Origin of the sequence: [Clostridium] scindens, assembly GCF_019597925.1 — a bacterium.
Taxonomy (GTDB): domain Bacteria; phylum Bacillota; class Clostridia; order Lachnospirales; family Lachnospiraceae; genus Clostridium_AP.
Genome location: NZ_CP080442.1, coordinates 1,021,727 through 1,044,125 on the forward strand (window position 1 = coordinate 1,021,727; position 22,399 = coordinate 1,044,125).

18 protein-coding genes and 1 pseudogene are annotated in these 22,399 nt (G+C 41.2%); 17 read left to right on the plus strand and 2 right to left on the minus strand.

Features of this window, described 5'->3' with window-relative positions; genetic code table 11:
• Window positions 1–240: 240 nt before the first annotated feature.
• From K0036_RS19650 to K0036_RS04950, 17 genes and pseudogenes are all read left to right on the plus strand, one after another.
• Window positions 241–393 (plus strand): hypothetical protein, encoded by a 153-nt coding sequence (locus tag K0036_RS19650; protein WP_369123812.1) that lies wholly within the window; start codon window positions 241–243, stop codon window positions 391–393.
• A gap of 445 nt (window positions 394–838) precedes the next feature.
• Entirely contained in the window at window positions 839–1,291 is a 453-nt protein-coding gene (locus K0036_RS19010) for a hypothetical protein (RefSeq protein ID WP_259283395.1), read from the plus strand.
• The gene (locus tag K0036_RS19530) at window positions 1,236–1,544 is read left to right on the plus strand and encodes a winged helix-turn-helix domain-containing protein (protein WP_259283396.1); all 309 of its coding nucleotides are present in this window, start codon (window positions 1,236–1,238) and stop codon (window positions 1,542–1,544) included. The genes K0036_RS19010 and K0036_RS19530 overlap by 56 nt, the downstream gene beginning before the upstream one ends.
• A gap of 192 nt (window positions 1,545–1,736) precedes the next feature.
• Window positions 1,737–1,937: a hypothetical protein gene (locus K0036_RS04885; protein ID WP_004614560.1), complete on the plus strand. Its 201-nt coding sequence runs from the start codon at window positions 1,737–1,739 to the stop codon at window positions 1,935–1,937.
• On the plus strand, window positions 1,934–2,365 hold the full coding sequence (locus K0036_RS04890) for a LuxR C-terminal-related transcriptional regulator (protein ID WP_004614559.1): 432 nt from the start codon (window positions 1,934–1,936) through the stop codon (window positions 2,363–2,365). The genes K0036_RS04885 and K0036_RS04890 overlap by 4 nt, the downstream gene beginning before the upstream one ends.
• A gap of 577 nt (window positions 2,366–2,942) precedes the next feature.
• Window positions 2,943–4,916 (plus strand): ATP-dependent DNA helicase, encoded by a 1,974-nt coding sequence (locus tag K0036_RS04895; protein ID WP_118188773.1) that lies wholly within the window; start codon window positions 2,943–2,945, stop codon window positions 4,914–4,916.
• A 178-nt stretch (window positions 4,917–5,094) separates the two neighbouring features.
• On the plus strand, window positions 5,095–6,210 hold the full coding sequence (locus K0036_RS04900) for a tyrosine-type recombinase/integrase (RefSeq protein ID WP_118188774.1): 1,116 nt from the start codon (window positions 5,095–5,097) through the stop codon (window positions 6,208–6,210).
• Window positions 6,211–6,222: 12 nt separating this feature from the next.
• Window positions 6,223–7,968: a tyrosine-type recombinase/integrase gene (locus tag K0036_RS04905; protein WP_118188775.1), complete on the plus strand. Its 1,746-nt coding sequence runs from the start codon at window positions 6,223–6,225 to the stop codon at window positions 7,966–7,968.
• Window positions 7,961–9,457, plus strand: coding sequence for a tyrosine-type recombinase/integrase (locus K0036_RS04910; RefSeq protein ID WP_118188776.1), 1,497 nt, complete (start codon window positions 7,961–7,963; stop codon window positions 9,455–9,457). The genes K0036_RS04905 and K0036_RS04910 overlap by 8 nt, the downstream gene beginning before the upstream one ends.
• Complete coding sequence (locus tag K0036_RS04915; protein ID WP_118188777.1) at window positions 9,444–9,827, plus strand: DUF6262 family protein; 384 nt, start codon at window positions 9,444–9,446, stop codon at window positions 9,825–9,827. The genes K0036_RS04910 and K0036_RS04915 overlap by 14 nt, the downstream gene beginning before the upstream one ends.
• Window positions 9,828–9,985: 158 nt before the next feature.
• Entirely contained in the window at window positions 9,986–11,740 is a 1,755-nt protein-coding gene (locus tag K0036_RS04920) for a hypothetical protein (protein WP_118188778.1), read from the plus strand.
• A gap of 171 nt (window positions 11,741–11,911) precedes the next feature.
• Window positions 11,912–13,195 (plus strand): ABC-three component system protein, encoded by a 1,284-nt coding sequence (locus K0036_RS04925; RefSeq protein ID WP_243035279.1) that lies wholly within the window; start codon window positions 11,912–11,914, stop codon window positions 13,193–13,195.
• Complete coding sequence (locus tag K0036_RS04930; protein WP_117468201.1) at window positions 13,188–13,907, plus strand: ABC-three component system middle component 1; 720 nt, start codon at window positions 13,188–13,190, stop codon at window positions 13,905–13,907. The genes K0036_RS04925 and K0036_RS04930 overlap by 8 nt, the downstream gene beginning before the upstream one ends.
• Window positions 13,908–16,199, plus strand: a complete 2,292-nt coding sequence (locus tag K0036_RS04935) for an AAA family ATPase (protein ID WP_220430867.1) — start codon at window positions 13,908–13,910, stop codon at window positions 16,197–16,199.
• A 140-nt stretch (window positions 16,200–16,339) separates the two neighbouring features.
• A pseudogene (locus tag K0036_RS04940) lies at window positions 16,340–16,537 on the plus strand (ABC transporter ATP-binding protein); the annotation flags it as partial.
• Complete coding sequence (locus tag K0036_RS04945) at window positions 16,521–19,016, plus strand: ABC transporter permease (RefSeq protein WP_220430869.1); 2,496 nt, start codon at window positions 16,521–16,523, stop codon at window positions 19,014–19,016. The pseudogene K0036_RS04940 and the gene K0036_RS04945, both read left to right, overlap by 17 nt.
• A gap of 34 nt (window positions 19,017–19,050) precedes the next feature.
• Window positions 19,051–19,842, plus strand: coding sequence for a nitroreductase family protein (locus K0036_RS04950; protein WP_025644915.1), 792 nt, complete (start codon window positions 19,051–19,053; stop codon window positions 19,840–19,842).
• 24 nt (window positions 19,843–19,866) lie between these two features.
• Here K0036_RS04950 and K0036_RS04955 read toward each other — a convergent pair whose 3' ends face one another.
• Together K0036_RS04955 and K0036_RS04960 are read right to left on the minus strand one after the other, a co-directional pair.
• Window positions 19,867–20,994: a glycerate kinase gene (locus K0036_RS04955; protein WP_173693747.1), complete on the minus strand. Its 1,128-nt coding sequence runs from the start codon at window positions 20,992–20,994 to the stop codon at window positions 19,867–19,869.
• 149 nt (window positions 20,995–21,143) lie between these two features.
• Window positions 21,144–22,253 carry a CdaR family transcriptional regulator gene (locus K0036_RS04960; protein ID WP_220430870.1) on the minus strand — a complete coding sequence of 370 codons (1,110 nt, stop codon included), beginning with the start codon at window positions 22,251–22,253 and terminating at the stop codon, window positions 21,144–21,146.
• Between the last annotated feature and the right edge of the window lie 146 nt (window positions 22,254–22,399).

Here is a 22,399-nt window from a genome sequence, read left to right on the forward strand (position 1 = left end):
CGATTATAACCTTGGAAGAATATATAGACCTTTTTTGCAGTACATACGTTAAAACGTTAAGTTTGGTAGAATGCCCATTATATTCTAAGCAGCTTATAACTTGGAAAAAATGAAAAAAGTAGTTTTACAAGGGGATATATAAAAACTTAAAAAAATCCACGGTGTTACGAATTGTACAAATCTTTTTGGAATAATTTGAAGTTTTTAATCGGAAACGGGAATTGGGCACCAATAGAGTATTTGATGCTTCCAACAAGTACTTATAATTGTCTTAAAAGACAAAAGTTTTGTTTTATCCAGAATTTAGAACAAAAATATAATTCTGTTGAAAAATTATGCTGTATCCGAAAAATGGGTGTGCATTCTTCTGAAATTGTGATAAAGGCACTGTAAAAATGGGATGATAAAGCAAAAAAACTATAGGTCACTCAATTCTGGAGCAGGAAAAAGATTTTTTGTGTCCGTGGGAAAATCGGTTTATGATGTAAAATGTAGATATTACAATACCGCTTTAAAAATAGTTCTGGGAGAATATGAAGAATACATATATAGGTGTTAAATTCAAATGCAGACAAGGAAAGATTTAACTATTCGTATATATATCAAAGACTTTTTCGATATGGAAATGTTTATTGGCTTATGGAACATCAATTGCGGGACTTGTAAGTAAATGAGGATAGGTCTTTGATGAAACTCATTTTATACCGGATGAAGCAATAATTCATGTGAAGTGCAGCAAATATTTTTTCTGGCGTTATTAAAAAATGAAAACTATTTTTATCATTATACAGAAAGTCATGTGGAGGAATTGTAATATGAGAAACAGAGAGATGGGGGTGTGAAGAAAAACAGAATTATAGTAATTGCTGATGAAGGAGAAATGACATGGGAAAGTTTGATTTTGTTGGAACAACGAGCAGAGTTTTATCAAATGAAAAGTATCCAGGATGCCCTTTCCAACCTGACAGTTTTCTCTTATCATTTGATTTTAATTGCAGTAAAACGAGAACTGGAAATAGTATGCCAACTTGTAGAAGCAATCCGAAAGCTGGTGATAACACCTATGATTGTTTTATTACCGGATCATTCTGAAATGCGAAATAAAATCATTTACTTGGGGGGCAGATGTGGTATTGACACAACCGTATACAGCGGAAGAAGTCAGTCTGCAGTCGTATGCATTGATTCGCCGCTATACAGAATGGAAATCGGAAAGAAAAGAAGAAATCCCTGTTATGGTGGGAAAACTGAAAATCCTTCCACTTCAAAGAACAGTAGAATGGGAGCATAAAAGAATCCCTGTTGTAAAAAGGGAGTTTGATTTTCTGTATCTGTTAGCAACTACGCCGGGAAGAGTATATACATACAGTCAGATCTATCAACTGGTATGGCAGGAGTACCCACATGGGGATATTACAAATATTATTTACTGCATGGTACATCGACTGAAACAGAAATTGAAAAAAGTAGATGTAAATGCAGAGCATATAATCAGCAGTGTAAAAGAGGTTGGATATTGTTTAAAAGTATATAAGGAATCATAGAAGGCGGGTTTCTGAAAATGGAGCCTGCTTTTTATATGGCGAGATTTGGTTGTAACTGTAATAGAAAAGAAATGACAGGAAAACTGACAGTTATTTGACAGACAACTGACAGTCTGATGACAGATTCGTTTTGTATACTACTTCTTTATGTAAAAAATGGGCTTCGTTCCATGACATAAAGGAGCAGTGTATGTGCCGGAAAGAGCTACAAAAGAGAAAAACCTAACTTCATATGCAGCGTTTGGTGGTGTCGCAATTCAAAACAGGATTGCGGCATCTTTCTTTTTGTGGAGAAAACTCCGGTTCATACAGTCTTTTGCCTGTGAGAAGGCAAGGTCACCGCCACTCCGATTTGATTTCAAAAAAATTCAGATCGGAGGAAAAGAAAGGTGACATTTCATAAAGCAAAAGAAGAATCTAAATGGAAACAGTGGAAGGAGCAGGAGGAACGGATTTTGCGAAAATCCGGTGTCAGTGAAGAGGTAATCCAAAGACTTCGTGAATTAGACTGGCAGGACTTTAATGCGGAGCGGAGATTCTGGGAACATTTTTCTTCTAATCAAGAAGAATTATACACCAGGGAATTGGAAGAACCATCTTCAGTGGTGCTTAATATTCAACAGTTACTTGACAGTGTGGAAAATGAGCAACTGTTACAGGTTCTTTTGGAGTCGGATAAGAAAACACTGCAGATTTTACTTCTGAAGATGTGGGGATTTTCAGTTCATGAAATTGCAGGCCAGATGGGACTGCCGGAAAAGACCATTTATACACGGATTGAGCGATTAAAGAAAAAAATTAAAAAAGTTTTGAAGAAGTGAAGAAAAATGGGGTATCTCATCGGCTCTATATATGAAAGGGGTAATTGCCCCTCGTTCCTTGATAACCACATACCAGCATTACAGGTACGTTCCCAAAGATAGAAGCGTGACAGCATAAGCGCCAGGACGGATGGGGACAAGCACTGCTGGATTGTTATGGAAAGGTCTGTCCAAAGACTATGGCGGATCATTTCGTGAGAAAACTGTCAGTGCCTGTTCTCATTCTGAGCGACTCCTTATAGCTGTGAATGGACTTTCGCAGGTCTTTCGCCAGGAGCATCGGAGGGGGATAATGATACGAATTTCTTCCCATAAGGAAGAGGATGGACTCTAAGTTGTAATCAGCAAGACTTTCAGAAAATCTGCGAGAGGTGCCAAGCGAAGCATCCGCCTGTAATGTTCCCTACCATAGATGTGGTGTGGCAGCCGGGGAGTCGAGGACAAATACGGTACCAAAGAAAAGAAGAAACGATAAGAAATCAAAAAAGAGTGTGTCGTTGATATCAGATACATGCGGCTGTGGGAAAATGTCACAGCCGTATTCTTGTGGTATTAACGCCATGCGGAAAGAAGTACTATGTTTTATAAAGTTGAATATCAAAAAAGAGCGCATCAGGAAGTGGAGAAGATCTTCCGGGTGCTATTTCCGGAACAGGGACTGGCAGTCAGGGAAGAGCAGATCCGTCTATGCCATGAAATGCTGGATACTCTGCTGGGAGAACAGATTGCCTTGTGTGATGCAGGGGTAGGAATTGGGAAGACCTATGCCTATCTGGTAGCCTGTGTATTATTGCGGAAGTATTCCATGCTGACAGGGCGAGGAAATCCATTGGAACAGCGCCCGGTGGTGGTGTCCACCTCCAGCATTGCATTGCAGAAAGCCATTTTAACAGAATATATTCCCTTTTTGTCCAGGGTGCTGCTGGAGCAAGGAATCATTCAGTCCCCGCTTCGGGCAGTGGTGCGAAAAGGGAAAGAACACTTTGTCTGTGACAATAGGCTGGAACAACGAATCGAAGCAATCCGCCATAAACAGAAGAATGCTGTTCAAAAAGCAGCATTACTGTCCTTGCGAAAGCATTACGATATGGATAGCGTAAAGAATCTGAGCGGGTTTGACAGAAGGCTGGTCTGTGTGCCGAAATTCTGTCCAAGAGAATGTCCGGGCAGGCAGATGTGCCGCTATCAGAGATATCTGGAAGAATCCAGGAAACAGGATGTGTTCATTCAAATCTGTAATCATAATTATTTACTGGCAGATGCATATCACAGAGCAGAAGGATACAAGCCTTTATTGTCTGATTATCGGACGTTGATTGTAGATGAAGCTCATAAGTTACCGGAAGCGGCAAGGCAGATGTTTGGAAAAAACCTGTGTATGGATGATATCCGGGAAATAGCATATTATCTGGAACGGGAGCATCAGAAAGAAGAGGCAAAAATCCTGCGGACAGTCATGCATGACGCATTGCATGTTGTTGGTGCAGAACACCGAATTGGAAAAGGAATCCGGGAAACATTCCGTCATACAACAGATAGTGTGGTTTCTCTGTGGGAAGGAGTAGAAATGTTGGAATTTCTTTTGGACAAGCTGGAAAAATGTGTTCCAAAGTGGATACGGAATCGACTGGAGGATGCAAAAGAGGTGCTGAAGTGTTTTTGTAGCAGCGATGAAAAATATGTCTGCTATCTGCAATTCGATACAGAGCAGCTTCCCATTTTATGCGCAGCCAGCCGGGAAATCCCAGAATTGCTTCAGAAGATGTTATGGGATCGGGAAGAAGGGATATCCGCCATCTTAACCAGCGGAACGCTAAAGGCAGGCGCAGGCTTTTTGCGCACACGGCAGATCACCGGGCTGGAAGGAAGAGCAGGAGTGCAGGAATATGTGGCAGAGTCCCCATTTTCTTATGAGAGGAACTGTCTGTTATACTTGCCAAAGACGCTGGAACATTGCAGGAGAGGGAGCAGGGAAGAGGCAGTAATGGTGGCAAACCAGATCCATTCCCTGATCTGTTCCACTTACGGACATACGTTGGTACTGTTTACCTCTTATACATTGATGGGGAGTGTGTACCAGATTTTAAGAGACAGTCTGCCATTTCCCATGGTGGAAGTATGGAGGCATTCCCAGGAAGAAATTCTGCGGTTCAAGACCATGGAGAATGGGGTGCTGTTTGCAGCCGGCTCCTGCTGGGAAGGGGTAGACTTTCCGGGAGACATGGTATCTTCACTGATTATTGTGAAACTGCCTTTTGCAGTACCAGATCCCATCAGCGAGGCAGAGAAGGAAACCTATGATTCCCTGGAAACCTATATTCAGTCCATCATTGTGCCGGATATGCAGAAGAAACTACGCCAGGGATTTGGGAGAGCCATCCGGACAGAAACCGATACCTGCGTGGTGTCTATTTTAGATATCCGGGCAGGAAAAGGCGGCAAGTATCACAAAGATGTGATGTGTGCGCTTCCGCCCTGCCGGATAGCAGAGGAGTTGAGAGAGGTGCAGGATTTCATCCGCAGCCGGAAAGGTGTAGAGTATTATTTATAATAGGAAAAATCTGCTTTCCAGCCTTGTTGCTTGTGCTTATTTTCCAGGCACTTTTAAAGGGAAAATTTAGTACAGTTTTTGGAGCGGTTTTGGAGGGATTGTTGGTATTGCTGAATAGCTATTTGAACATGAAGTGGGTATAATGTGTATAGCGTTAGAGGAAAGGACGGTGAGCAAAATGGCACGATATGCAGTGGAACATATCTGGGAAGGAAAACAGGAATATTTCTTGATCCGGGATCATCAGAGCTGGCAGATGGTGCTGCTCCCGTCCAAGTATCTGACGCATTTGATTCGAGCAAACCGTTCCCCGAATACCGTTAGCCGCCGGGCAAAATCCATCCGGTTCTATCTGGAATATTTGGATGAAAAGGAGATGGAACTGTCTCAGGTAGCGGAACTGGAATTCCAGGAACAGTATGAACATTATGTGGGATTTCTCCACTGGCTGAAAGCCGGAAATCATTTGCATGAAAAGACAGAGAAACTGCCAAGCAATAAAACCTGCAATGCGTACTTAAAAGACGTGTTCAGGTTTTTCTGTTTTTTAGAGCTGGAAACAGATATGGAAAGATTAAAAGTGTTATATTATGACAGTTTTACCACTCATGATTCCATCGGCGTAAAACGGAAGCTGCGGTTCCGGTCATTCAATGGCTATCTGAAAGAGGAAGAACGAAACGTCCGTCCAGCAGAGCATCAGGAGATTTTGGAACTTTTGAAGCAGTGTACCAACTGCAGGGATCAGCTTCTGATCATGCTTCTGGCAGAGACCGGATACCGGATCGGCGAGATCTTAGGGGTAGATTATACCAGAGATATTGATTATGAAAGACACACCATCCGGGTATTCTTCCGGGATGACAATGAGAACAAGGCAAGGGCGAAGAATGCGGCGTACCGAAGATCCAAAGTCAGTGATGCCACCTTCCAGTTTTTACTGTTTTATCTGTCCAAGTACCGGGAATTTCTGCAGCACCAGCCGATGCTGTTTGTAAACATCGAAGGAGAGACGAAAGGGAAGGCACTGCAGGTAGACGCAGTTTACCGGATGCTGGAACGGATGGAGAAAAAGACAGGCATCCATACGACGCCCCATATGCTGCGGAGATACTTCGGAAATATGAGGCGGGATGCCGGATGGCCGCTGGAAATGATCAGCGAAGCGTATGGACATAAGCACATCGACACAACCATCAAATATCTGAACCTTGTAGATGACCAGCTTATGGAAGCCAGTGACCAATATTATGCAAAACATTCTGCTCTTTATGATGTGGAGAAACTCCTGTAGGAGGTGAAGAACATGCCCGCTTATCAATTATATGTATATGAAGATCGGGAAAAGCGGGAAGCACTGGAACAAAAAATCTGTGAGCAGGTGGATGCCTGTACAGAGGTAAATGGAACCATACGAAACCGGATAAAGAAGTTCCTGATAGAAGAAGGGATTACTGATATTTCAGAGATGGACGCAGTCCTAAGGGTCCGCTACGAAGAATATCTGGAAAGGAACGAAACCGTTCTTGCACCGATTACCTGCTTGCGGGGATTTGATGGAATCGTGATTCATCGGATGAAAGAAGAACTGCAGACACTGGCAGGGAGAAGAAACTATACTACAGAGTATCAGGAACAGTGGATGTGCCTTACCCATTATCCGGAGATTGAGATTGCGGAATCCTTTCTATCAAGTAAAGACGGAAAAGAACTGTTGTGGAATTTTACCCTGGAATGTCCAAGAAATTTGAAGGTGCAGATTTTTACAGTACTGAAAGAGGTGATCCATACCTACCAAGGCTGTTATAGAAAAGAGAAACTGCTGGCACTGCAAAGGTTCTACCAATTCTGTGTGAAACATCAAGTGGCTGATATTGAGACCATGACATTGGACAAAGAACAGCGATTTGAACAGGAACTCTCGGAAGAGTTTCGAGGGAAAAAGAGAAGTACTATGTTTGGCATCCTGCAGATGAGCAGAAAAATCCTATTTTTACAGGCGCCGGAAATTCATTGGCAAGCGAATGTGTGGTTTTTGGAACGTTTCCATTTTTCCAGGGAACGGATGAATCCAAGTAAGCCTGTGGAATCGGTATCCTTTAAAGAGGTGACTAACATGGAAAATCAAAAGATTTTGCAAAAATATCTGCGGTATCTGTTTGGAATCACAGATTTATCTATCAGTACCATCCGAATCAAGCTGCTGGAACTTCGTACATTCCTGGCACACTTCAATGGAGAAGAAAAGCCGATCTATGAAGTGGAGGCAGAGAAGATTCAGAGATATCTGGAATCCGTTCAGAGACAGGATACCCGTGAAAAAACAGCAAATGGAAGAATCTTTATGATTTTACAGTTTTACAATTTCCTTGTAGTCAAAGGATATTTAAAGAAGATTCCCTTCCGGCATGCGTATTATCTGCAGAAAGAAGTGCATGTCCACAATGACCGCAGTGTACCGGAAAGAATCTATACGGAAATTTTATCGAAGCTGACAGAGTTTCCGGAACATCTGCGGTTGATGTTCCTGCACTTATGGTGTACAGGAATCCGGGGGAGCGAAGTATGTACCCTGACAGGTGGTGATTATGAAGAAAAGAATGGAGATTACTGGCTGAAAGTATATCAGGTGAAAATGAAAACGTATAAGCGGATTCCCATTCCGGAAGCATTGTATAAATTAGTGCAGGTGTACAAAAAGAAATATCAGATCGGACCAGAAGAATACCTGTTTAAAAGCAAAAAAGGTGGAGCATTCCAGTATGCTACATTACGGTATCAAATGTTGAAATACTGTGAGAAAAATCAGATTGCAGATGGGGAATATATTTTCAGATCCCATGATTACCGCCATAACCTGGCTACGCTTTATTATGATAATGGTATTTCCATCCAAGCGGTACGAGATTACTTGGGGCATGAATATGAGGAAATGACCAGACAGTATGTGGACTATATGCCGAAGAAACTGGAAAAAGCCAGTGAAGCATATTTCCAGGAAGAAACCCACAGCTTTGCGACGGAACTGATGAAAGGAGAGTTCCATGGATGAAAAATTATATCTAATCGATTTGGACTGCTATGCAAGAGCAGAGGAAAACCAGAAAAAGAAGGTAAAGGAATCCCATTGCTTTGATTTCGGACTGCTTCCAACAAAGGGGCTTCAAAATGAATTCCGTTCCTTTATTGAGAATCGAAGCCGACAATGTGCATTGGCAACGATGATACAGGAACGAGTGCTCTATCAGAGATTTTGCAGAATGGTAAAGGATAAGCACATCCGGGCAGAGAGCCTGCAGGAACTGGAGTGGGAACAATGGCTGATCAAAATCCGAAGCTGGCTTCTGGAACATGGACAAAAACTGACCATGCAGGGAATCAACGTATATGGGAAAGAAAAGACAGTGCCATCGAGCCTCATCACATATGTGCGGAAGGCATATCAATTTACAGAAGCCAAAGAGGAACGGGATGAGATTGAGAAAGATATCTGGAAATTAGAGAATCTGGACATTGCCTATAAAAAGAATCCGATTAAAAATGTACAGACTTTGAATTTTACAGCGATTATCCAGGATGACTTACGGGAAGAAACAAAAAAGGCAGTTTATGAGCATTTACATCATGAAGCGATTGCAACGATCATCAAAGAGTTGACAGCCATCCGGAGACTATCCAGATATTTGAAAGAAACATATCCCCAAATCCATTCGGCAGAAGAACTGAATCGGGAGTTGCTGGAAGAATATCTGACGTACCTTGCAACGGAAGCGGAGGGCGTGAATAATTACCGAATGGATTTGACGAGACTCCGAGGACTGCTGGAAACCATTGGAAAATTATATGGGTATCCACACTTAGAAATTTTATTCCTAGCCAGTGACTTGCCCAGACAGGTGCAGCCGAAACTGAAATCTTATTCAGATAGTGAGCTGATTCGTTTTAATGCAGCGCTTGCGGAGCTGGATGAGCAGATGGAGCGGCTTATGGTCATCCACCAGATGTTAGGAACAAGGATATCTGATACCCTTACCCTACAGACAGACTGCCTGTATCGACAGGACGGACATCCTATGATCCAGATCCGGCAGATGAAAACAACTACCTTTGTGAAGCCTATCAGTGCAGAACTGGAATTGCTGATTGAAAAAGCAATAGAGTATAGCAAGAAAAGGTATGGAGATATGGCTTACATTTTTGTGGATGAGAAAAATAGCAAGAGACCGATGCAGTACAATACCGTTCAAAACAAGGTGATGGATCTGATCCAGAAAAAAGACTTGCGGGACGACCATGGAGAACTGTTCGGATTCGGAACGCATATGTTCCGCCATGTATATGGTATCCGCTTAACAGAACTGCATCTGGATGACTGGACCATCGCAAAACTACTGGGGCATACATCTGTAAAGAATGTGAAATTTTACCGGAAGATGAGTCTTCAGATCATTGCGGATGAAACAAGAGAAATCAGAGCAGAGATGAGCCGGATGATCCGGGCGAATCTGGCAGGATGGGGGAAAGAGTATGAGCAAATATGACAAGATGCTGGAAGTAAACCATAAGCAGAGCGTGGAGAAGATTCAGAGGGCAAAACTGACGATCCAAGAAATGATCGAAGAAGAGGATAAAGTGACTGTTCCCAAACTGATGCAAAAGACCGGGCTCTCCAGAGGATTCTTTTATAAGAACCCGGAAGTGCGAAAGGCAGTAGATCGTGCCTTGCAGCTACAGGCTGGCATGGTAGATAAGAGAAGAAAGATTTTAGATATGGCAATGGACAACCGTATCCTGCAGCTGGAGCAACAGGTAGTGAAACTGAAAAGAGAGAACGAGACATTACGGAAAGAAAATGAAGCAATGCGGAAAGCATTGAATAAAAGAGACTTGAATCTGATCAAGAATTTTTAATGAAGAAGAAAACAATCAGCGACTGGCAGGGGCGTGAAGAACGCGCCTGCTGGTGGTTGTGGGGATAAAATATCTAGAAACGTAGTGTGCTATATAGTATAATGTAATAGAAAACAATCAACTTTCAGAAATGAACAACTACATGGAGATTCAGATAAATGAGTAGTCAAGAAACATTTTCTATAACAACACTACAAAGAATGTGTGCTAGATCTGAATATTTGGATGAGTCAGATATTCATATGAATGACAAAACAGTTTCATGGGATGGAAATATCATATATTACAAAACTAAAAAGCCGGCTTCGACAGGAAATGAATTTCTTATTCCTATTCAAGTAAAGGGAAAAGAGTATAATATTCTTCCGGATTCGGATAGCATAAGTTATCCAGTGGATATAAATGATTTGAAAAATTATTTAAAGAATGGCGGAGTAATATTTTTCGTTGATGCAATTTCAAAAACGGAATATAATGACAAAATGTATGCAAAAATCTTACTTCCGGTAGATATTGTCCATATAATGAAAGGAAAAGAAGAACAGGGGAGCATTACGGTACATTTAAACCATGTAAAAACTGTCCGAGAATTAGAAGAACTGTGTGTTCTTTTTAAAGAAAATAGACCTAAACAGGCAATGGTAGGAGTGGGAAAATCAATTCCCGATTATGATAATATATCTAATTTTACTATATCAACATTGCCAACTCCATATATGAATCCTGCAATCGCAATTGCGAAAAGTCCTTTTAAGTATGTGTATACCAAGAAGGATGGGATGGAGATACCAGTTTTATTGACAGATTTAGTTACTGCGACCGAGAGTGAGTGGTTAATAAAAATCGATGATAAAATAGAACAAAGATATCCTGTCCGACATATTTATGAATTAAATCAAACGACTACAAGGATTAGTGAGATCATCGAATTTGTATTAACAGAAAAAAGCCAAAAAACAACCATTCGTTGTATTGAGGCAACTAACTATAATTTTGAAACAGTTTTTCAAGCATCAAAAATTATAATAGCTGTTTCTGATGCAGAGGAAGTAATGATCGAAAATATAAGTCTGGGAAAAAATTTCTTAGGGGAAATACAAACAGCTTTTACAGAAGGATTTCTTGCATATCACAAACGGATTGTTCAATTAGGAGAAACACTTACAGAACTAAATATTAAAAGAAGTTTATTTAAAACGAAAGAAATTTTAGATGCAGAACCTACCATATTTTTTCTGAAAAAGGGATTAGTGGAAATGAAAGTTTTATCGTTACCATTCCAAGCAGATGAAAATTGTGGTCTTTACAAACAAATAATTGGACGTAGGAAATTGCTGTTAGAATATGAAAAGATTCAAGAAGATGGATATATAATTCGTAATTATTTGAAGGATGGTAAACGGATTGCTATCTTTGCCGATATACCAGATGGAAAAACACAGAAAATCAGCAGATGGTTTGCGTTACGAGATGAGGATATATCTCAGATGATATTTGATGAAAATGATCTGTTGGAAGAAATGTACAACACCGGTGAAGAAGAAACGGATCAACTTTTGGGACTAATATTGGATTTTCTAAAATCTTATGATAAGGAAAGAGATAAAAATTTATTGTTATTGGCTGAAAAATTAATAAATATCTTAGAGAAATATTCGATGGATTCAACCATTCTTACAATAAATAGACTTCAAATCATTGCCCGTAAAAGGGAGCTAGAGCTTGAAGAAAGGAAAACATTGGCACAGATTAAATATTCTGAGAATATATTTGCGAGGTGCTGTGCATGTATTTTGCTGAAACAGTTTGATGAATTTGATATACATATGCAGCAATTATCTGCAACAGAAAAAGAAGAATTTTATAGTTGGCCGATAGCTTCTTTATTACCAAATGTAGAAAAAAATGAATAATACAGAAATTAGTGCGGAAGATTCTAAAAAGGATCTTCCATTTTTATTGGGAAATAAGCAGTACAGAAATATGTAGCCTCTATACCAAAACTATTTTGCCAATTTTTGTATGATTAACTCGACTTATTATTTATTTGTCGTATAATGAGAGTATAAAAATTATAAGGAGTAATGGTCGTGGGTAGAGGTAATGATGCAATACCAACATGGAGTGGATTTAATTATCAAGGAAAAATGATGCTATTGTATGTCCTAGAGTTAATAAATCAAATAGCCAAAGATAAAAACAAAGATATAGACGCCTATTCTGTTGAATTAGAAAAAACAGAAGATTTTTGTATTATTTGCGATTCAGAATATAAATCATTTCATCAGGTTAAGGCATATTTGTCTAAAGATAAATGGAACAGTTATAGCAAAGCAATGGACAAATTGTTGAAACATCGGGCTGAATCAAATAATCCAACAGCAAAATGTTATCTTACAGTTGCAAAGGAGATAAAAGATTGGGATGATGCATCTAATACATACAATGTAAGTGTTGAATTATATAAAAGGGCATCAAAAGTAGTTGGTGTATGTGATGTGAGAAATGAAATAGATATGGAAATCTTAGCATATTTGAAAAGTAAAGGCTATTCTGATAAGGCAGAAGAGATTGTATATGGGGAACTATGTTTATTTTTAGATGATAGCATCGCAAGGATGCACAAGCAGGACTCTAAAAAAAGAAAATATATAATAAAATTTTCTGATATCGTAGGAATTATGGAGTCTGCTATCGATAAAGAAGATGTGCGAAAAGAATATTTTTTGAAAGAGAAAATTTACGAATATGTTATGCAGAATATTGAAAAGGCTTTAAATAATTTATGTCAAGATGAATGTGATACTTCTTTAGAAAATTGTAATAGAATATGTGCTGCTAAATGTGGATATGAAAAAATGACTGAAATTGTTGATTATGGTCAGTTTTGTAAATTACTCAATCCGGGTAAAGTAGATGAGTGGGATAACGAATTGAACTTAGTAGAAAATCTTTCAGTTGATAAAATTCAAAGTGAAATTTATGAATTACTGTATAGAAGCGATACTCCAGAAAAAGTTACGGGAGATAATTGTGGAATATATTTACAATCAAAGTATTCACAAGCGCCAAGAAAACAGGTCATACCTACGTTTTTAGATCTTACACGTGGTGCCAGGAAAGAACGGGCGTTACAGAGTATTTTCCAAAATATTATTAATAATACAGACATTATTGATATATTGGCAGGAAATAGTATTACGGTTATTCCGGGAAGCTATTCAGGAACTTTATCCCAAGCACAAATTACATCTGGATGGAAAAATAGCTCTCCAAATAAAGTAGGCGAATATTATAGAGATATAGAATTGATTTCTGCTCAGGAATTGAAGGAAAAATTTGAACAAAATGGAGGTAATCATGATTAATACTATATTGGATATAATCCGTTTATTAAATGATGGAAATATTGTACCGATGCAAAAAGATGAAGATACAAAGATTGATTTGTATAATGAAAAAGTGCAACTGTTTATGGATGCATCTGGAGAAGAAAGCAAGTATTACTATTTTTCGGAACTTGAGATAAATGATGAAAATCAGGATAATTTAGCAGAGATTGAAGATGTAGCATTAAATAGTGATGCATACACAGTCATAGAAAAACCGACACCAAGCGATTCTTACATGATATTGTTCTGGAAAGTGGAGTGTATAGAGGAAAGAATGTATCCAGATATTATAAAAATTGAAGAAAATGAATTCTTTTATAAAAAATATGTGTTCTATTATACAGAAAAAGAACTGCAATGTTTCGAAAAATGGTGTAGGTCATTGAAAACTAATGGGAAACCGATGCTTGATACAGTATTAGAAGCTGTACAGTTCTTGAACGATGAATCGGAGCAAGTACAATTTTTGACGCGTTTATTAAGTAAAGTTCCATTTTTTAATCCAATCTTTCCAAAGGCAGTCATGAATGACTTTGATGAAATGGTAAAACAAAAGATAGATGGAATACGGAAACAAAAACAGAATGTTGAAATGCTAAATGATATGTTTATAAGATCAATAGAAGAAGCATCTTTTGACGTAGAAGTATTGTCCGATATGATATATCAAAAATTATTGGAGGAGTAATTGGATGGGTACACATTTAAGAGTTTATGTATTAGAAATTTTAAGTATATTACAAATAATAAACCTTTAAAATTTGATTTTATGAATAGTAATATTGTGATTTTAGATGGTCAAAATGGATATGGTAAAACTACATTATTTGATGCTATTGAAGTTTTGGTGACTGGGAAAATAAAGCATTTTAACCCTAGTTTACAAAATAGGAAGACGGAAACATTAGGAACACTGGCAAATGATGTAAATAAGGATATAGTTATTTCGGCAATTTTATCATCTGATTTTTCAGATGAAATACATGTAGAAAGAAAACTTTTATGTAAAAATGAATTTCAGAGTATTATCACACTTAATAGTCAAGAAATTAGTCAAGAAGAATTGTATGATAAATTTCATTTGAGTTCCAATATGTTTGATATAGGGACATATATTTCTCAAAGTGAATCTTTGGACTTCTTACAAAATAAGTATAAAAATAGAAAAGATTCTGTATCTTCTCTTTTAGATGACACCGAGATAACTGATAAAATTCAAATGCTGAAATCGGTTCAAGAACATATTCTTGGAAGAGTAGAAAAAGAAATTGGGGATAAAGAAAAACAAATAGGTGTAGTAAGTCAAAGAGTAAATGAGATAAAACGTCAGACAGATCACATTGTTATGAATGCAGAACTGCCAGGGGAAAATATACGATTATTTGACGAAGTTGAATATGAATTTGATGTCATAAAATTAGACCAGGGAGTTACATATGAGACTGTTATTCAGCAGCTTAAACAAATTGAAGGGTTTATAGAAAACTATGAAGAATACCTTCGATATAAAGATAATGCTATCATAAGGGAATTGAAAGCATCACCGAAACGATTATATATGGCATTGTTTTATCGACAGGAGATTGAATTACTTAATAAAAAAGAAAGTCTCATAAAAGAGTTAAATAAGAGCAAAGAATTAGTGACGAATTATAGCAATAATGTCTGGTCAGTAGATGAAACATTGTTCAATAAGATTAAAATAAAAGCAGAAATTATAGCACAAATAAAAACATTATTATTGAACCAGAAAAAAGAACAAAGTCAATTGGATGATGCTGATAAGGTTCTGGCACAGATGACAAAGGCACGAAGGGGACTTATTAAAGAATTTTATAATGCTGCGGAGTCTGGAAAGTTTGATAAAAACAAATGCCCATTGTGTGGAACGGATTTTACGGATATAGATTCAGCTATTATAGAAACAGAACAATTTATAAAAAATATTCATACAGATGGGATAAAAATAATAGAAGATATTGAGACACAAATAACAAATTTATTTCAAAAAGAAATTATTCCTGTGTTGAAAGTGTTTCTTGAGGAAAATAAAGTACTAATAAAAATGGATGATACTTTATCAGGATGTAAGAATCTAGCGGTGGAGAAATTACAGCAGTTGTTGGATAAGGTAAAAATATCAGAGTTTAAATCTCAGGGAATAGAAAAATTTGATATTGAAGAATTTTCTCAACAATATGAAAACTTATTGAAAGAACTTCAAGAAAAGGAAGTTCCAAATAAAATTATTTTTCAAGAAAAGCAGGTTGAATTGTATAAATCCATTCACAATACCTATTATCATAATGAAAAACCGTATCACACAGTGGGAGAGTTACAAAGCAAGGAACAATATGTTGCAAAGTTATTTAATGACAATCTTTCTCAGCAGCTTTCTACGGAAGAGGCCCGACTAAGAAAACTAAAAAGAGATTATGAGGAATACAAGAATAAAACAAAGGATATGACAGATGCAATAAAAGTATTGGTTGGTAAATATGAAGATGCGAATAAAGAATATCAAACACAGCTTCTTAATGCAATTAAAATTCCTTTAATGGTGTATAGTGGAAGGATTATACAAAATTATCCGTTAGGGTTGGGAATTAGAGCAGTCATTAAAACCAATCAGTTAGTATTTGAAGCAGCTTCTAAGAGTGGAAGTGATGTTTATAATATTTTAAGTACAGGACAATTGAATGGTCTTTCGATTGCGCTTTTACTTTCAATAAAAAATGTGTATGGTGATACGAAAGGGTTAGACATTTTACTGATAGATGATCCACTTCAAACAATTGATGATATTAGTGCAATTTCGCTTGCGGATTTGTTGACACAGCAGGGAATAGGGCAAATTGTATTGTCTACGCATGAGGAGGCAAAAGCAGCATTGCTACGATATAAATTTAAACATGCAGGAATGAGTGTTCGGGAACAGAACATGCAAGCACTTTATATGAAAACAGTAACAGAAGAATAGAAAAAGAGAGAAAAGCTAGTAGTGGAGGGCTGAGACTTTGCTACTAGCTCTTCTTATGGAAAATAACACACAGTACACAAGTGTGCATACAGTTAAAGCCTCTATTTTCAAGGCATAAGGGGATAGGGGTACAGTTTACCGATGAGCCTACCGGCAATCTGGACAGCAGGACCAGCCAGGATGTGCTGGGACTGATCAAGACTTCCAGCGAACGTTTCGGGCAGACGGTGGTAATGATTACTCACAATCATGAGATTGCCCAGATGGCGGGCAGAATCATCCGGATGGAAGATGGGAAGATCCGTGGAGGTGGCAAGGCTTATGACGAAGATCAATAATAAAAAGGTGATATCGCAGATTGCCGCCACAACCTATAAGGCAAATAAGAAGAGGAATGTGCTCACGGTATTTGCCATCATACTTACCACATTTTTGATCGGCGTGGTATTCGCTGTCGGCATGAGTTACTGGAATACCATATCCCTTCGCCAGATGCGCATGAACGGGATGGATTACGACATTGAACTGACCGAGCCCAAGGAATCACAGGTTCAGGCAATTCGAGCCATGGATAAGGTAAAGACGGCAGGAATATCGGTCAAATGTGCAATCGTAGAAAAGTACCAGGATAAGGAACTGGAGAAGATCCAGATGTACTGGCTGGATCAGACTGCGTGGAAGGAACAATGCATCCCCGCCCTTGAGGCAAAGGAAGGAACCTATCCTCAGAAAGACAATGAGATCATGCTGTCGTCCGACGCTTTAAGCGCCATGGGAATTAAGGATCCAAAGCAGGGCATGGCGCTTCCGCTGGAATACTTTAAACTGTCACAGGAGAATGAGACGCAAGAATCGCAATACGGGCAATTCGTGCTTTCCGGCTGGTTCCGGGATTATTCTGGAAAAGCGAGAGGATTCGTATCCCGGGAATTCTATGATAGATCCGGGGCGAGCCAGACAGACCTGACCCAGGGAAAATTGCTGATAACCTTGAAAAGTCCCTTGTATTCCAAGAAAGACATTGTAGATATGCAGAATGCCATCTCCCTAGGAAGGATGCAGTCCTTGATCGCTGACTATGACACGATTTCCAACTTTCTGAAGACAGCGGCTATCCTGCTGGGGATGCTGGCGATGATCCTGCTCAGCGGCTATCTTTTTATTTATAATATGCTGTATATATCAATCTCAAAGGATATCCGATACTATGGGCAGTTAAAGACCATTGGCATGACATCCGGGCAGATGAAGCGGATGATCGCAAAGGAGGTCGTATGGAACTGTGCTATAGGGATTCCGCTGGGACTGCTGCTTAGCCTGGTCGTTTCGAGAGGCGTGATACCGCAGATCCTGCAAATTGTGAATCCTACTTTGAATGCGGCGGAAATTACCATTATCAAGCCATGGATCTATCTACTGGCTGCAGCCTTTGCGTTCCTTACGAACCTGGCAGGCAGCAGGAAGCCTGCAAAGATCGCGGGAGATTGCTCGCCGGTGGAGGCCATGCGCTATATTCCGGAATCAGGAAAGAGAAGAAGGGGAGGAGAAAGGGACGCGGGGATAGGCGCTATGGCTGTCCGGAATATTACCCGTGACAAGAAGCAGGCGGTGGTCATCTACGCTTCTTTCATCGTGGCAGTGACCGTCTTTCTCATTATGAATGTCGTGGTAAGGGAGAATGATGCCAAATCTATCTTGAATGCGACTTACAATTATGACATACGGTTCAAGAATGAGACTACCTTGGATGACCAAAAGCCCTTGCTCACAGAAGAAAAGATCCAGGCAATCCGGAAGATAAGCGGGGTTAAGAGCGTAGAAAGCGTGACATCCACAGAAGCAGCTGTCCCATATCAGGAGGAGGTATATGGGGAATTTTATAAAGAACTGTACCAATCCAGGTACACGCCGGGAGGCGATTACGAAGAAGATATGGAAGCCTACCAAAATGATCCTGCGGGCAGCCGGTTTACAACGCGGCTTGTAGGGATTAGCCAGGCGGAATTTCGAAGAATAAACAAGGAACTGGGAAATGTGCTGGATGAAGAGGCGTTCCGGGAAGGAAAGATTACGGTTTTGGATGACTTTCTGCAGGTTGATATGGGCGATGTAATCGGAAAGACGGTTGGATTCACTCTCCCGGACGGCCTACGGCCAAGCCAGGAGGAGGAAGTGCGGATCGCGGCGATCAGTCAAGAATCTCCTGCTTATTTTGCCGGAGGCTATAATCCGGTCATGATGGTCAGCCAGGAGTATATGAATACCCTCATGGGAGAGCCATTCTGCGAGCTGATTCAGGTAACCTATGACGAGCCATTTACCGGGAAAACGGAGAAAGAAGTAAAAAAAGTATTCGAAGGTGAGACGCAGATTACTTATGACTCAAAACTGGAACGTTATGCGGAGATGAAAAGAACAGAGACGCAGGTGAAGGTATTGGGAAACAGCGTTGCGGCCATCATGGCGCTGCTGGCCGCGCTTAACTACTTTAATATGATGGCTGCCAGCGTGCAGAACCGTTCCAGGGAATTTGCCACGTTAGAAAGCATTGGAATGACCTCGAAGCAGATCAGGAAGATGCTGGTCCTGGAAGGAACTGGATATGCAGTGGTATCGATCATTATATCCGTTATCCTGGGGCTGCCTTTAAGTTATGCCGTATTTGAGGGGATGAATATCTACAGGATTGACTATTCTATGCCGTGGCCATGCAATCTCCTTTTGTTTGCCGGAATCCTTATCCTGTGCATGACCGTTCCGGCGGCTATCTATCAGCGGACGCAAAAAAACAGTATCATTGAGCGTCTTTTGTGCTAAGATATAGTCAAGCATAACAGGAGGTGGATTACTAATGATCAGAATAGAAAAAGAAAAGTGCATTGGCTGTGGCGCATGTATAAAGGACTGTCCGGCATCGGCAATCAGGATGACGGAAGAAAAGGCGGAGGTGTATAAAGACTGCCTGCACTGCGGTCACTGCGTCGCCATATGCCCGTCGGAGGCAGTCTCTATCCCGGAGTACGATATGGAGGAGGTAGAAGCATATGACAAAGATGCCTTTACGCTGAAGGCGGAACATTATCTTCATGCAGTAAAGTTCCGCAGAAGCATCCGCAATTTCAAGCCGGTTAAGATTGAGCGCGAGAAGGCGGAAAGAATTCTTCAGGCAGGCCGCTATACTGCCACCGCCAAGAACCGGCAGGCGTGTACATACGTATTTATCCAGGAGCAATTGGAAGAGTTCAAGGATCTCGTCTGGAAGGAAATGCCGTCCATCTTGGAGGAACTTAAGAAAAGCGCCCCGGATTACGCCAGGGCATTCGAATTCTTTTACCTAAAATGGAAGAAAAATCCCAAGGACGATACCTTTTTCTTTAATACGCCTGCGTTTCTTGTCATCGCTTCCGACAATCCTCTGGATGGAGGACTGGCGGCAGCCAATATAGAGAACATGGCTGTAGCAGAAGGCCTGGGAGCGCTGTATAGCGGCTATATGATGCGGGTGATAGGATGCAGTCAGGCGCTGCGGGAATGGCTTGGAATAGGGGAGAAGAGAGTTTCCTGCTGCATGCTCCTGGGCTATCCCGCTGTATCGTATAAAAGGACCGCGCCCAGAAAAAAGGCGGATATTATCTGGAAATAATCTTCAAATTTTTTGGTCTTTCAGCTACAGAAGCCGAAAGACCTGTTCTACGGAAGCGCGCATATTCTCCCGGGCATTCTCCGGCTTCATGGCTTCCTCAAGCGTGGTAACGCCCCGGATGATGGGGAAGAACGCGTCAATACCGGCCTGGTTGCAGGCGGCAGCGTCCTTGGTTACGCTTCCGGCAAAGGCAAGGACTTTCGCGTTATACTTTTTGGCCAGCCGGGCAACTCCGACAGGAGCCTTTCCCATGGCGGTCTGATGATCCAGACGGCCCTCTCCGGTGACGGCCACATCCGCGTCTTTTAACTCTTCTTCCAGCCCCACGGCGTCCAGAATCAGGTCGATTCCCGGGGTAAGTCTTGCATTCAGGAAACTTAGGAAGGCAAAGCCAAGGCCGCCGGCTGCTCCCGCGCCTTCTGTTTCTGCGTAACTGCAGCCGAAGGTATCGGCGGTTATCTGCGCATAGTGCGCCATTGCCTGGTCCAGTGGTTCTTTCTGCGCATCGGTCACGCCCTTTTGCGGCCCATAGATGTAGGTAGCGCCGTTTTTGCCGCAGAGCGGGTTTGTTACATCGCAGGCCACTTGGAAATTGCATTCGGCAAGTCTTGGATTTGTTCTGGTACTGCTGATGGCGGCAACTTTGGAGAGCGCCTGCGCGCCTTCTCCCACATCATTTCCCTGACTGTCGAGAAATACGAATCCAAGCGCCTTTAGCATGCCGATGCCGCCGTCATTGGTGACGCTTCCGCCGATTCCGATTATAAAGTTCCGGCAGCCTTTTTTGATGGCATCGTTGATCATCTCGCCTACGCCGTAGGTGGTGGCAGCCAGGGGATCCTGCCTGTCCGTGGGAACAAGCGTGATTCCGGCGGCAGAAGCCATCTCGATGATGGCGGTCTTCGTTTCTTCCAAGTATCCGTAATATGCTTGGACCTTTGTTCCCATAGGCCCGGTGACCGTAAGATCGACGCGCTCGCCTTTCATTCCTTCGATCAAGGCATCCGTGGTGCCCTCTCCGCCGTCAGCCAGGGGCTTTACAATGACTTCTGCATCCGGCCTGGCGGCAAGGATTCCCTCCTTGACTGCAATACCGGCTTCCATGGAAGTCAGGCTTCCTTTTAAGGAATCGATTGCTACAACAACTTTCATTTCTTTGAACCTCCTGTGTCTGTTATCCATTTCGATACTTTGTTAAGGCGAGTATAGCACATCAGAGTCAAATGGAAAATGTTCCCCGAGACAAAAATGAGACGAATTAGTTAGGAAATATGTTACGGAGTACAATATTTCGCGAATATTTACTCAGGTATCGTATACTTTAGCAATACGGCCAGATACAAAAGAACAGAATCCTTAAAGTCCCGGGGATTCAATCCGCTGATCCGGTGGATGCGGTCAAGTTTATACTGCAGCGTATTTTTGTGGAGAAATAACTTCTCGCTTGTCCGTAACAGGGACCGCCCTTCCTCAAAATAGACACGAAGCAGTTCCTTCTCCTCTTCCGAGAGAAGGGACAGCGTTTTAGCCAGAAATGCTTCCTTGCTCCTGGTACTTAAGGAGGCAAGCAGAATCTCCAGATCCATGTCATCAAACAGGACGAAAGGCTTATCTGATGATGCGCTTTTTAGGGCGATCTGTGCTGTGGAGTAGGAATGTGCCAGATGAAGCAGATGGTCCGCGCAGCCGACGCCGGCAGATAATATATCTGTGTTGGAATCTGCGAAGCCCTTAAGCTGCGCCTGATTCTGTTCGAAGACCGGCTCGTCCAGGATGCCGACGTATTCATTGGGATATTGGAAGCAATAAAGGGATATTTTAAGCCGGTCGAACATCTGGCAAAGCTTCATCTCGGCAGAGGATGGCACGGTAGCATTGGCAGCGGGATGGAGGCGGTAGAGCAGAACCCGTTTCTTAACGGTCCTGTCTATGCGAAGTTCTGCGAGCAGTTCTTCTATGCGGGACAGTTCTTCGGTCCCAAGTTCCGCCGGATTTTCAGATAGAAGCATCTGGATCAGATAAGATTTCTTTTCCGTCAGCGTGCGTGCAGCAGCATTGACTTCCTGTTCCCGTATCAGCAGGCGGGTGATCCGCTCCGCCAGATAAGCGTATTTGCGTACGGACTCGGGCTCTCCGCTGATTCCGATGACGGCAATGAAGGCGCCGTCATGGGAGATGGGGATATTCACGCCTTTGCTGGTGCCTTCATAATTGTCTTCCTCAGCCACTTCGATGGCTGTCATGGTATCTGCGGCCTTTTTTCCGATCTCATGGAATGTGCCGATTCGTTCCTCGTTCGTGCTGGCAAATATTATTCCCTTCCGGTTGATGAAATTAATGTCATGCCCGCAGATATCCTGCACGGTATTCACGATCTGCTGGGCGAGAGTGCGGCTGACGGTAGTGATCATAAGTTTCTCCCTTCCTTGCTATTATCCTGATTATACCGCCTTTGCCTCATGGTTGCAATCAATAAGGCGGTCATTAGATATTGCAACTGCGATAAGGCGGCCTTATAATAAGGACAAGCAAAAAGCGCCCATGATATCAAAGAATC